Origin of the sequence: Oceanicaulis sp. UBA2681 (assembly GCF_002354675.1) — a bacterium.
Taxonomy (GTDB): Bacteria; Pseudomonadota; Alphaproteobacteria; order Caulobacterales; family Maricaulaceae; genus Oceanicaulis; species Oceanicaulis alexandrii.
In genome coordinates, this window is record NZ_DEMB01000005.1 from 16,274 (window position 1) to 29,036 (window position 12,763).

Sequence of the window (12,763 nt, forward strand, 5' to 3'; positions counted from 1 at the left end):
TAAGTACAGTCAACATGCGGCGGTACCCCCTGTATGCTCAGGGGTCAAGACGCAGGGGCGCTAAAGCGCGCTGAGCGCCTGTTCGAGATCCGCCCAGAGATCGTCCGGCGCTTCCAGGCCGACCGACAAACGCACCAGACCGTCCGTCACGCCCGCCTCGCGCCGCGCGTCTGGCGTCATGGCGGCGTGGGTCATGGTTGCGGGGATGGCGCACAGGCTTTCCACCCCGCCCAGCGACTGGGCCAGAATGAACAGCTCAAGCGATTGAACGAACTGACGCGCAGCCGCCTCACCGCCGGTCAGCTCCAGGCTCATCAGCGGGCCGAACCCGTCTTGCTGGGATTTGGCGATGGCGTGACCGGGATGGGTTTCAAGGCCGGGATAGTCCACCCGGACCACCTTGGGGTGGGCGTTGAGCCGTCCGGCGATTTCCAGCGCGGAGTCAGACTGGGCTTTGGCCCGCACCGGCAAGGTGCGCAGCCCGCGCATCGCCAGAAAGGCGTCAAACGCTCCGCCCACGGCGCCCGCCGCGTTCGCCCACCAGCTGAGACGCTCCACATGGTCGGGGTCCGCCGCGCAGACCACGCCGCCCACCATGTCGGAATGCCCGTTGATCATCTTGGTGAGCGAGCTGACCACCAGATCCGCGCCCAGCGCGATCGGGCGCTGCAAGGCGGGCGACAGCACGGTGTTGTCCACCACCGCCAGAGCCCCCGCCGCCTTGGCCCGCACGCAGGCGGTCTGAAGATCGGTCAGGCGCAGGCGCGGATTGGACGGAGTCTCGAAAAAGACCAGATCCGCCCCATCCCACAGCGCCGCCTCCAGCGCGGCGTCATCCGTGCAGTCCACATAAACGAGGTCAAAGCCGCGCTGTTGGCTGCGCGCATCCATCAGGCGCCGCGTGCCGCCATAGCAATCATGCGCGCAGACGATGCGCGCGCCGTTGGGCAACAGATTGAGCACCAGATCAATCGCCGCCATTCCCGAACTGGCCACCACCGCGCCGGAGGCCCCTTCCAGCGCTGCAAGGGCGGCGGCCAGTTCCGCCCGACCGGGTTGGCCAGTACGGGCATAGTCAAACGCGCCAGGCTGGGCCGGATCGGCCCGCCGATAGGCGCTGGAAACCTGAATGGGCGCGACAACCGCGCCATGACCGGGATCGCAATTGATCCCGGCGCGAACCGCGCGCGTGCGAAACTCAGTCATCTCGCCCCTCCAGAAACGCGTTGACCAACGCTGTCTCCTTGAGAAATCCGTCATGCCCGTAAAGGCTGTCGCGGACGACCAGCCGCGCCTCACACCCGGTCAGGGCGTCACGCGTGGCCTGAATTTGAGCCAGCGGCGTCAGCGTGTCAGAGGCGAAGGCCAGAAGGCGCACCGGACAGCGGATTTTCGACAGGTCCGGGGCGGCGGCCTCCATCGACGCCAAGCGTGACAGGAAACGCTCGGGCGTGACGACGCCCGCATACTCTGCCCCACGCGCCGCCAGATAGGCTTCAATCCCGCCCGGCTCGCCGTCCGGACCGAAGCGTTCAGCAAATTCGTCAGCGGTGCGATACGTGGTCATAGCCAGGCGGCGGGCGAGATCGACCCCACGCGCGCCCTGGCCAGCGTCAATCGCCAGTTTCAGGATTTCGCGCTGGATCGACCGCAACCCTTGAGTCATCGGATGCACGCCCGCACTCGCGCACAAAAGATCGAGCCGTGTGACCCGATCCGGCGCCAGGGTCGCCAGCGTCAGCCCCACAGTGCCGCCATAACTGGCGCCCACCAATGTGAAACGCTCAATTCCAGCCGCATCCGCCAGCATCAACACCGCCGCCGCCTGGTCCTCGACGGTCGGAAACGGTTCTGCGGCGTCGTCCAGAAAATCCATCGACACCAGGCGGCGACGGCTCGGGTCAAGCGCGCCGTCCGCACCGGCGACGCCCCGCCACCAGCCCGGCCCGTCTTCATCCGCGACCAGTCTGCGATCCGCCGAAATGCCGCCCAGCACCAGGGTCGCGGCGCCGTCGTCAGGTCCGACGACGCGGCCGCGCACATCTGACCAGCCGCCGCCATTCGGGCGTTCAAAGCCGCAGCTATACTCCTGCACTCGCCAATGAGAGGGTCGACATCGGCCAGTGTCTGACGCCAGCGCCGTCATGAGCGTTGGGCCTTCAGAAGCCGGTTGAGATCGCCGATCAGGCTGCCAGCGGTGGGCAGGCGCCCCGCGCCTTTGCCCGCCACGATCACTTCTGCGCCACGCTCAGGCAGCAGCACGACCACATTGCCTTCCGCCCGCGCCCGCGACAGCGGATCATTGAGCGGCAGAGCCTCCAGGCGCACCTGTGCGTTCACGCCTGACACCGTGCGCGACAGACACCCGATCTGGCGGATGCGACGGCCATCCAGGCGCGCCGCCTCCAGCACATGGGCGGGCAGGTCCCGGATCGAGGCCGTGGGAATGGCGGCGGGATCAAGAACGACGCCCCAGGCCTCGCGCGCGATCAAGGCGAGCTTGTTCGCCGCATCGAGACCATCGAGGTCTGCGCTGGGGTCCGCCTCGGCGAAGCCGGCGTCTTGCGCCTCTTGGACCGACGCCGAGAGACTGCGGCCTGAAGCCAGACGGTCGAGGACGAAATTGGAGGTGCCGTTCAAGACGCCGCGCACCCGGCCCACCTTGACGCCGCTATCACGCAGACGCGCCACGGTTTCCAGAACCGGCGCGCCGCCTCCGACGGCCGACGAACAGGCAAAGGTGCGCCGCGCCGCATAAGTTCTGGCGACCAGATCAGGACGGCGGGCGGCCACATCCTTGTTGGCGGTCACCACATGGCAGCCTTCACGCACCGCGCGTTCGACCAGGGCTTCAGCCTCAGCCCCGCCGGGCAGCGCTTCAATCACCAGCTCCGGCTTGAGCGCAAAAACAGCGTCCGCATCTGTGAAGACAGGAAAGCCCGAAACGCCTTCGGGGCGCGGCGTACGAGTGAGAATACCCAGGAGCTCAATGCCGTCCGGCAGGCGCTCGATCACGCCGCCGCCCACAACGCCGCAGCCCAGCATGATCGCGCGCATGCGGCGAACCGGCGGATGGGACGGTGAGGACTGTGCGGGGTGATCCAGCAAGGCCGGATAGGTCATGATGCTCTCCTTGGTTTTCACACGCGCCGGTCTGGGCAACCGGGCGGAACAAGAGAGCGGTGCGTCGAGTGCGTCCGAAACGGACTGAGGGAGGTCAGGACCAGACAAACTCGACGCTTCGCTTTAGCCGCACTTATTCCGCGCCCGCAAGCTGAAGCTCAAATCGGCGCAAATATGGATATAAGGATATGTTTATATCTTGTCTAGCGCTTTCTCACATGCCGTGATCAAGCACCGTCCACACCGCGAGCGCGATCAGGGCGCCGCCGGCCAGAAGCCGCAGCCAGAGCTGGCGCGCCAGAGCCTGCAAGGCGCCCACGCCCAGCCCCACCGCCATCAGGGCGGGCAGCGTCCCGAGACCGAACCCGGCCATCACCAACCCGCCCTGCACAGGTGATCCGGTCAGCCCGGCGTAGAACGTCATCAGATAAATCAGCGCACAGGGCATCAGCCCCCAGACAAGACCCAGACCGACCGGACCGAAACGGTGCAAGTGATGCAAGCGCTTGGTGATCGGCGCCGACAGACGCGCCCCCAACCGTCCAGCCTGTCCGCCGAAAATCGGGATCTCCATGATCGAGAACCCGGCCGCCATCAGCACAAGTGCGGAGAGATAACGCGCAATGTCGTGAAACGCGGCGGGCGGACGTTGGTCCTGTAACCCCCACCCGATAAAGCCTGCGATCACGCCCAGCCCCACATAGAGCGCGACCCGCGCCAGCTGAGCCTGAAACAAACGCGAGGCGCGCCGCATCGGCGACCCGTCGGCCCCGCCAAGCGCCAGCATTGCGGCGATGCCGCCGCACATGGCCAGGCAATGGGCGCTGGTGGACAGGCCGGCGATCAATCCGGCGAGAAAATCGATTTCCACGCGGCCGCCCAGAAGCGGCCCCACATCCATTCCGGGGTGTGTCAACGTGTCGCCTCCTTCAGGCCTTGTCTTTCAGTGCGCCGCAAAACCCTTGAAATTCTATGGGAACACAGGTGATCTCGGCGCATCGGACTGTATGGCCGCCCGCGAGGAAAAGGTGCTGAGGCATATTGCCATAGTTTCATCTTGCTCCTTTCCCAGCCAAGACAGTCACGGACATTGCCTTCATCAGGGAGGGGCGAAATGACCGCGCACGCGGACCGACCCAAAACCGGCTTAGACGCCAACGCTATGATAATCGGCGGCATACTGCTGCTTGGTGCCCTTTGGTCGCTGTTTGCAGCAGCCAATGGCGCAGACGCCAATATGAGACTTCACGCCTGGGTGATCGGGGCCGGCTTCGTGCTGGGCCTGTTCGGCATGGTGGGCGTGTACTCAAACGGCGGGGTCGAGCGCGACCCCACCCAGTACAACGAAAACATCGTCAAATACGGCGTCATCGCCTCCATGTTCTGGGCGATTGCGGGCCTTCTAGTCGGCGTCATCATCGCCTCGCAACTGGCCTGGCCCGCTTTCCTCTCCTGGGATGCGCTTCCTCAGCTGAATTTCGGACGTCTGCGTCCGGTTCACACCAGTGCGGTGATCTTCGCCTTTGGGGGCAATGTGCTGATCGCCACGAGCTTTTATGTGGTCCAGCGCACCACGCGCGCCCGCCTCGCTGGCGGCGTGTGGCCCTGGTTCGTGTTCTGGGGCTATCAGCTGTTCATCGTGGTCGCGGCCACGGGCTATCTGCTGGGCATCACCCAGTCGAAAGAATACGCCGAGCCTGAATGGTACGCCGATATCTGGCTGACCCTGGTCTGGGTCGTCTACCTGCTGGTGTTCCTGGGCACGCTGGCCAAGCGCAAAGAGCCCCACATCTATGTGGCGAACTGGTTCTATCTCGCCTTCATCGTCACCGTGGCGATGCTGCACGTGGTCAACAATCTGGCCATGCCGGCGTCTTTGCTGGGCTCGCGCTCCTATTCCGCCTTCTCGGGCGTACAGGACGCGCTGACCCAGTGGTGGTACGGCCACAACGCCGTGGGCTTCTTCCTGACCGCCGGCTTCCTGGGGATCATGTACTATTTCATCCCCAAGCGGGCTGAGCGACCGGTCTATTCCTACCGCCTGTCGATCATCCACTTCTGGTCCCTGATCTTCATCTATATCTGGGCGGGCCCGCACCACTTGCACTATACGGCTCTGCCGGAATGGGCGCAGACGCTGGGCATGACCTTCTCGATCATGTTGTGGATGCCGTCCTGGGGCGGGATGATCAACGGCCTGATGACCCTGTCAGGGGCGTGGGACAAGCTGCGCACCGACCCGGTGATCCGCATGCTGGTGGTCTCGGTCGCCTTCTACGGCATGTCGACCTTTGAAGGCCCGGTCATGTCGGTGCGCGCCGTGAACTCGCTGTCGCACTATACCGACTGGACGATCGGCCACGTGCATTCCGGCGCTCTGGGCTGGGTGGGCTTCATCTCCTTCGGCGCGATCTACTGCCTGGTTCCCTGGCTGTGGAAGCGCAAGGGCATGTTCTCGCGCGCCCTCATTGAGTGGCACTTCTGGATCGCGACCCTGGGCATCCTTCTGTACATCACCTCGATGTGGGTGTCGGGCATCATGCAAGGCCTGATGTGGCGCTCTTATGACTCGCTGGGCTTCCTGGAATACTCGTTCGTCGAGACCGTTGAAGCCATGCATCCGTCCTACATCATTCGCGCCGTGGGCGGGCTGATGTACCTGGCGGGCGCTCTGTTGATGGTGTGGAACGTCTACAAGACCATCAAGGGCGACGTCGAAGATACCGAGGACGCGGTGAACCCGCAGTCCGCCGCTATCCAACCGGCCGAATAGGGAGGCGGATATGGCGAAAAAAGAAAATCCGATCTGGGGCTGGCACAAGAAGGTTCTCGAGCAGAACTCGCTGGTGCTGACCGTGGGCGTGCTGGCTGTCGTCTCCATTGGCGGCCTCGTGGAGATCGCTCCGCTCTTCTATCTTGATGAGACCATCGAGGAAGTGGAAGGCGTGCGTCCCCATTCACCGCTGGCGCTGATGGGCCGTGACATCTACATCCGGGAGGGCTGTTACAACTGCCACTCCCAGATGGTCCGCCCGCTGCGTGACGAGGTGGAGCGCTACGGCCATTACTCGCTGGCGGCCGAGAGCATGTACGACCACCCCTTCCAATGGGGCTCCAAACGCACCGGGCCGGACCTGGCCCGGCTGGGGAACAAGTATTCTGATGAATGGCACCGCGACCATATGCGCGATCCGCGCTCCGTGGTGCCTGAATCCATCATGCCGCCCTATGCGTTCCTGGAGACCACCGAGCTGGAAACCGAAGTGGTGGAAGGTCGTTTGCGGGCGCTGCGCCGGCTGGGCGTGCCTTACACCGACGAGATGATCGAAAATGCTGAGTCTGATCTGGAGGCCCAGCTCGATCCCTATTCGGCCAGTTATGACGCCTTCGTGGCCCGGTATCCGGGCGCGCCGATCCGCGATTTCGACGGCAATCCGGAGATGATCTCCGAGCTGGACGCCCTGATCGCGTATCTGCAGGTGCTCGGCACGATGGTGGACTTCTCCACCTATCAGGCCGACGCTGACGAGAACCTGAGGTAGGTCGTCATGTACGAAACGCTGTCAAGCTTCGCACAGACTTGGGGGCTGATCGGGTTCGTGGTGATTTTCGCCACGGTCCTGGTCTACGCCCTCTGGCCGAAAAACCAGGATAAATTTGACGACGCCGCGCGCGTGCCGCTGGAAGACGATGATCATCCGGACGCCGCCTCGGACACGGAGGACACTCATGTCTGACGAGCACAAGAAAGACGTCGACGCCTATAGCGGCGTGGACACGACGGGCCATGAATGGGATGGCATCAAGGAGCTCAACAACCCGCTGCCGCGTTGGTGGGTGTGGGTGTTTTACGCCTCCATCGTCTGGTCAGTGATCTATTGGGTCTTCATGCCGTCCTGGCCAGCTCTGCCGGGCATGGACGGCCATCTGCGCGGCGTGCGCGATCACTCCGAACGCGCCAATGTGGCCGTCGCGATCGCCGAGCTTGAAGAAAGCCGGGCCCCCATGTTCACCCGCCTCACCGAGGCGGCGGATACAGGCGGCATCAGCGCCATTGAAGCGGATCCGGACCTGTTGAACTTTGCGCTGGCCGCGGGTTCGTCCGCATTCGGCGACAACTGCGCCACCTGTCACGGCGCGGGCGGTCAGGGCTTTATCGGCTATCCCAACCTCAATGACGATGTCTGGCTGTGGGGCGGCTCGTTCGACGATATCCGTCACACCCTGCATGTGGGCATTCGCTGGGAAAACAATCCCGACACCCGTTTCTCGCAAATGCCCGCCTATGGCCGCGATGAGCTTCTCAGCCGCGAGGAAATCTCGGCGGTCACCGATTACGTCATGACCCTGTCTGACATGATCGAACCCACCGAGGCGGGCCAGACCACAGGCGCTGAAATCTACGAATTCCAGTGCTCGGCCTGTCACGGCCCGAACGGCATGGGCGACCGCATGCAGGGTGCGCCCAACCTGACCGACCAGGAGTGGCTTTATGGCGGGACGCGTGAGCAGATCTCCAACACGATCTGGCGCGGTCCCTATGGCATGATGCCGGCCTGGGAAGGGCGTCTGGATGAAGAAGTGATCACGGCGCTGGCCGCCTATGTCTATCTTCTGGGCGGTGGTGAAAGCGATGGGGCTTACACCGAGGCCAGTGCGGCCGACGCCATGGGTACGCTGGACGCGGCGGGCCGCTAGGACGGTCCAACGCGCCATAAGTCTGACGATATTGCGCCATCTGGCTACACTGGGGCGAGCCAGGTGGCGCAATAGTCCGAACAACGGCTGAAAGCCGGAAAAGGCTATGAATCTAATTAAAAACCGTCCCGCAGACCGGGAACAGGCCGCAGAAGGGGTGGAAGCCCATGATGCGGTCGCGGTCAACGCCGCCCATTCACGCGAGCTCTACAAGAAACGCGAGCCCATCCACCCCAAGCTGGTGCACGGCAAGTTCCGCTTCAGCAAATGGGTCTTCATGGCCCTGGCGCTGGCTGTGTACTACATCACGCCCTTCCTGCGCTGGGACCGCGGCCCGGACGCCCCCGATCAGGCCGTTCTGGTGGATTTCGCCAACGCCCGCTTCTACTTCTTCTTCATCGAGATCTGGCCCCAGGAAGTCTATTACATCACGGGTTTGCTGATCCTGTCGGCGCTGGCCCTGTTCCTGGTGACCGCGCTGTTTGGACGGGTCTGGTGCGGCTATGCCTGCCCGCAGACCGTCTGGACCGATCTGTTCATCGCCGTCGAGCGCCTGTTTGAAGGCGACCGCAACAAACGCATCATGCTCAACCGCGCCGACTGGAGCCTGAACAAGGCCTGGCGCAAGATCGGCAAGCACGCGGTGTGGATCCTGATCGCAGCGGCCACCGGCGGCGCGTGGATCCTGTATTTCCACGACGCCTTTGCGGTCGTGAACAATTTCGTCACCGGCCAGGCGGCTCTGACGAGCTATATCTTCTTCGCGGTGCTGACCTTCACCACCTATATCCTCGCCGGCTCCATGCGCGAGCAGGTCTGCACCTATATGTGCCCCTGGCCGCGCATTCAGGGCGCCCTGATCGACAAGGAAGCGCTGAGCGTGACCTATCGGGTGGATCGCGGCGAGCCGCGCGGCCGTCACAAGAAGGGCGAGAGCTGGGAAGGCCGCGGCGATTGCATCGACTGCAAGGCCTGCGTCGCCGCCTGCCCCATGGGCATCGACATCCGCGACGGCGACCAGCTGGAATGCATCAATTGCGCGCTATGCATCGACGCTTGCGACGACATCATGGGCAAGATCGGACGCCCGAAAGGCCTGATCTCCTATGACAGCCAGGACAATGTGGACCGTCGCGCGCGGGAGGAGAAGCCGCGCTATCGCTTCATCCGTCCCCGCACCGTGCTGTACGCCGTCTTGCTGGCGGCGGTGAGCGGCATCATGCTGTTCGGCCTGATGAACCGCTCGGTTCTGGAGCTGAACGCCTCGCGCGATCGCAATCCCAATTATGTCCGCCTGTCAGACGGCGCCGTGCGCAATGGCTACACGCTGACGGTTCTGAACAAGTCGAGCCAGCCGCGCACCTATGAACTGACGATTGAGGGCGATCCCGCCATGAGCGTGCGGGTGCTGGGCGCCGATGAGACATCGCGTCAGCTTGAAGTCGGCGCGGACCAGACGCAGGATTTCAGGCTCTATGTGACCTTGCCGCGCGACGCGGTGGATGCGCCGTCTGAAGCATTGACCTTTATCGTCACAGATAACGAGACCGGCGAGCAGGCGCAGACCCGCTCCGCCTTCCAGACCGGAGAAACCCGATGACCGACCTTTCCGCGACCGACGCCGCTCCGGGTTTCCGCATCAAGGGCTGGCATGTGCTGGCGGGGATGATCATGTTCTTCTCCGTCATCATCGCCGTGAATACGGTGTTCATCACCCTCGCCATGCGCTCCTTCCCCGGCGAAGACCAGCGCCGCTCCTATGTGCAAGGTCTGGAATACAACGACATCATCGCCCAGCGCCGCGCCCAGGCTGAGCTTGGCTGGACGGCGGCGGTCAATCTGGCCGAGGACCGGGTCCTGGTCCGTGTGACCGACGCTGAGGACGCGCCCGTCATGGGGCTGACGCTGGACGGTGTTCTGCGCCATCCCGCCAGCACCGATCTCGATCATGTTTTGGTGTTCACCGAAGCCCGGCCGGGCGTGTATTCCGCGCCGGTCGAGGATTTGCCGCTGGGAAGCTGGACGCTGCACGCCGAAGCCGTCGACGCGGACGCCCCGTTCGTGCTGGAGCGCGAGCTGTGGCGTCGCTAGAGCCAGCTATCAACGCCCCAAGTCCGCCGTTCGGCGACGCGTCTTCCGCATCAGGCGACGAGATCACCGCCTTCGTGCGCCAGACCGAGGACAGCAAAGCCATCGACCTCGCCGTCGAGGGCGCCCATTGCGCGGCCTGCATCGTCAAGATCGAGGACGGGCTGCAAAAGATGGACGGCGTCAAGCGCGCCCGGCTGAACCTCTCGACCGGACGATTGGCGGTGAGTTTCACAGGCCCGGACAGCACAGCCGAGGAGATCGTCCACCGGCTCGAATATCTCGGCTATGGCGCCAAGCCCTATCAGCCTGAAACGGCGGACGACCCCAGATCAGACGAGGAAAAGCGCCTGCTGCGCGCTTTGGGCGTGGCGGGCTTCGCCTCCGCCAATGTGATGCTGCTGTCGATCTCGGTCTGGGCGGGCGAAGGCGAGATGAGCCTTCCCACCATCACCCTGATGCACTGGATCTCAGGCCTGATCGCCCTGCCCGCCGTCGCCTATGCAGGCTGGCCGTTCTTCAAGAACGCCCTCACAGGACTGCGCGCCCGCAGCGTGAACATGGATCTGCCGATCTCGCTGGCGGTGCTGCTGGCCTGCGGATTATCCATCTACGAGACGGCGCTTGGGCATGGCGCCGCGTATTTCGACGCCGCGGTCATGCTGCTGTTCTTCCTTCTGATCGGCCGGTTTCTGGATGTGCGCCTGCGCGCTCGCGCCGGACAGGCCGCGCGCGATCTGGCGGCGCTGCAGGCCCGCATCGCGCACCGGATCGAGCCGGGCGGCGCCATCAAGGCCATTCCCGCCCGCGACGTGCGTCCCGGCGATCTGCTGCGCATTGCGCCCGGCGACCGCCTGCCGGTGGATGGCGAAGTGATCGAAGGCCGCGGCGAAGTGGACGCGGCCCTCGTCACCGGAGAGACCCAGCCTCAGATGCTGGAGCCCGGCGCGCTTGTCTATTCGGGCATGATCAATCTCAACGCGCCGCTGACGGTGAAGGCCAGCGCTGCGCGCGACGATTCCCTGCTGGCGGAAATCTCGCGTCTCGTCGAAGCCGGCGAGCAAGGCCGGTCGCGCTATGTGCGCTATGCCGACAAGGCCGCGCGCGCCTATGTGCCGGGCGTGTTCGCCATGGCGCTGATCACGCTGGTCGGCTGGCTGGCGATCACCGGTGATGTCCATGACGCGGTGATGAATTCCATCGCGGTGCTGATCATCACCTGCCCGTGCGCGCTGGCGCTGGTGACCCCGGCGGTGCAGGTGGTGGCGTCAGGCCGTCTTTATGGCGAAGGCGTCCTGCTCAAATCCGGTGATGCGCTGGAACGGCTCGCCGAAGCGAAATCTGTGGTCTTTGACAAGACCGGCACGCTGACGCTGGGTCGCCCCGCCTTGATCAATTCAGACGAAATTTCGCCTCGCGCGCTCACTCTCGCCGCCCGTCTGGCGCGCGGCTCGCGCCATCCGATCTCGCGCGCTCTGGCGGACGCCGCCGGGCCCGGCCCGCTGGCAGATGACCTTCAGGAAATCGCGGGCGGCGGACTGACGGGCACGGCCGATGGCGCGGTGATCCAGTTTGGCTCCGCCGCCTGGCTTGGCCTTGAACAACAGGGCCAGGACTCAGATCCGTCCGTTCTGGAAGCCTGGCTTCTGGTGGAGGGCGAAGCGCCGGTTCGCTTTGTCTTTTCTGACAGCTTGCGCGCGGATGCCCCCGAAGCAGTTGAGGGCCTGAAAGCGCAGGGTCTGCCGATCGAGCTGTTGTCCGGCGACCGCGACGCGCCCGTGGCCGCCGCCGCCAGGGCGCTGGGCCTTGACCGGTATCAGGCGGGGCTGAAGCCCCAGGGCAAGATCGACCGGATCAACGCGCTGAAGGAGGCGGGCGAAAACCCGATCATGGTGGGTGACGGCATCAATGACGCCCCCGCGCTCGCTGCGGCGCATGTGTCGGTCTCCATGGGTTCGGCGGCGGATATCTCCCGCTCGGCGGCGGATCTGGTCATCCAGGGCGACCGCCTGGCGGCGCTGCCGCGCGCCATCGACATCGCCAAATCGGCGCGGGCGCGGATGATGGAAAACTTCGCCCTCGCCAACATCTACAACGTCATCGCCGTGCCGCTGGCGGTCTTTGGTCTGGTCACGCCGCTTGTGGCCGCCATCGCCATGTCCGCCAGCTCGCTCGTGGTGATGGCCAACGCATTGAGGCTCTGGCGCGCATGACCGCTTTACTCTGGCTGATCCCCGCCGCCCTGGTGCTCGGCGCCATGGGCCTGCTTGGCTTCTTCTGGGCGATGAAGTCGGGTCAGTATGATGACCTCGACGGCGCCGCCGAACGCATCCTCATTGATGATGACGGCCCCATTGTGGATGATGAGGACGAGCGCTAGCCGCCCTCAAGCACGAAAAAGCCCCGGCGAGTGAACCGGGGCTTCTGTATCAGCGTTACCCGTGTGCGGTCAGGCGTTATTCTTCTCCGCCAGTCGCGCTTCCACTTCCTTGGCGCTTGGCGAGGGTCGCGGATTGAAGTCCTTGTAGGCGCGCCAGCTGGCGTGGGCGATCAGCGGGAAGGTGATGGCGATGCCGATGCCGAACAGGGCGAGCCCCGCCCCGGTCGCAAAGGCGATGAGCCACGCCCAGACCAGCATCACGTCAGGCTGGTCCTTCACCGCCTTGATCGAGGCGACGACCGCGGTCACAGCGTCCACATCCTGATCCACCATCATGGGGAAGGAGAGCGCGGAGACCATGAACGCCACCAGCGCCAGAGCGGCGCCGACCAGGGTTCCGATCACCATCAGCATCACGCCCTGCACATCGGTGAACAGGAAGGGCAGGAAGCTGTCGAGGCGGAAATCGGCCTC

General features: G+C 64.5%; 13 protein-coding genes. 8 read left to right on the forward strand and 5 right to left on the reverse strand.

Translation table 11 applies throughout. From position 1 onward, the window contains the following. Positions 1 to 60 precede the first annotated feature (60 nt). The 4 genes from B3M53_RS04095 to B3M53_RS04110 form a co-directional block, all read right to left on the reverse strand. Positions 61 to 1,206: a trans-sulfuration enzyme family protein gene (locus B3M53_RS04095; protein ID WP_273019672.1), complete on the reverse strand. Its 1,146-nt coding sequence runs from the start codon at positions 1,204 to 1,206 to the stop codon at positions 61 to 63. Then, positions 1,199 to 2,095, reverse strand: a complete 897-nt coding sequence (locus tag B3M53_RS04100) for an alpha/beta fold hydrolase (RefSeq protein ID WP_273019670.1) — start codon at positions 2,093 to 2,095, stop codon at positions 1,199 to 1,201. The genes B3M53_RS04095 and B3M53_RS04100 overlap by 8 nt, the downstream gene beginning before the upstream one ends. Positions 2,096 to 2,142: 47 nt before the next feature. Next, entirely contained in the window at positions 2,143 to 3,123 is a 981-nt protein-coding gene (locus B3M53_RS04105) for a homoserine dehydrogenase (protein ID WP_273019668.1), read from the reverse strand. A 214-nt stretch (positions 3,124 to 3,337) separates the two neighbouring features. Further along, complete coding sequence (locus tag B3M53_RS04110) at positions 3,338 to 4,039, reverse strand: sulfite exporter TauE/SafE family protein (protein WP_273019666.1); 702 nt, start codon at positions 4,037 to 4,039, stop codon at positions 3,338 to 3,340. 375 nt (positions 4,040 to 4,414) lie between these two features. Between B3M53_RS04110 and ccoN the strand changes: the two genes are divergently transcribed. From ccoN to ccoS, 8 genes are all read left to right on the forward strand, one after another. Further along, positions 4,415 to 5,896: a cytochrome-c oxidase, cbb3-type subunit I gene (gene ccoN / locus B3M53_RS04115; RefSeq protein WP_273019789.1), complete on the forward strand. Its 1,482-nt coding sequence runs from the start codon at positions 4,415 to 4,417 to the stop codon at positions 5,894 to 5,896. Between the two features lie 10 nt (positions 5,897 to 5,906). Next, positions 5,907 to 6,665 carry a cytochrome-c oxidase, cbb3-type subunit II gene (ccoO, locus tag B3M53_RS04120; RefSeq protein WP_022700568.1) on the forward strand — a complete coding sequence of 253 codons (759 nt, stop codon included), beginning with the start codon at positions 5,907 to 5,909 and terminating at the stop codon, positions 6,663 to 6,665. 6 nt (positions 6,666 to 6,671) lie between these two features. Beyond that, positions 6,672 to 6,860, forward strand: coding sequence for a cbb3-type cytochrome c oxidase subunit 3 (locus B3M53_RS04125; protein ID WP_022700569.1), 189 nt, complete (start codon positions 6,672 to 6,674; stop codon positions 6,858 to 6,860). After that, a complete protein-coding gene (ccoP, locus tag B3M53_RS04130; RefSeq protein ID WP_022700570.1) occupies positions 6,853 to 7,821 on the forward strand; it encodes a cytochrome-c oxidase, cbb3-type subunit III in 969 nt (322 codons plus the stop codon). Before B3M53_RS04125 ends, ccoP begins: the two co-directional genes overlap by 8 nt. A gap of 106 nt (positions 7,822 to 7,927) precedes the next feature. After that, positions 7,928 to 9,421: a cytochrome c oxidase accessory protein CcoG gene (gene ccoG / locus B3M53_RS04135; protein ID WP_273019662.1), complete on the forward strand. Its 1,494-nt coding sequence runs from the start codon at positions 7,928 to 7,930 to the stop codon at positions 9,419 to 9,421. Further along, positions 9,418 to 9,912, forward strand: a complete 495-nt coding sequence (locus tag B3M53_RS04140; RefSeq protein ID WP_022700572.1) for a FixH family protein — start codon at positions 9,418 to 9,420, stop codon at positions 9,910 to 9,912. The genes ccoG and B3M53_RS04140 overlap by 4 nt, the downstream gene beginning before the upstream one ends. Then, entirely contained in the window at positions 9,900 to 12,122 is a 2,223-nt protein-coding gene (locus B3M53_RS04145; protein WP_286799665.1) for a heavy metal translocating P-type ATPase, read from the forward strand. Before B3M53_RS04140 ends, B3M53_RS04145 begins: the two co-directional genes overlap by 13 nt. Beyond that, positions 12,119 to 12,289 carry a cbb3-type cytochrome oxidase assembly protein CcoS gene (ccoS, locus tag B3M53_RS04150; protein ID WP_273020226.1) on the forward strand — a complete coding sequence of 57 codons (171 nt, stop codon included), beginning with the start codon at positions 12,119 to 12,121 and terminating at the stop codon, positions 12,287 to 12,289. Before B3M53_RS04145 ends, ccoS begins: the two co-directional genes overlap by 4 nt. A gap of 69 nt (positions 12,290 to 12,358) precedes the next feature. Here the strand turns inward: ccoS and B3M53_RS04155 are convergent. Next, positions 12,359 to 12,763 (reverse strand): DUF2189 domain-containing protein (locus B3M53_RS04155; RefSeq protein WP_286799667.1); only part of this gene is annotated, 405 nt, incomplete at its 5' end.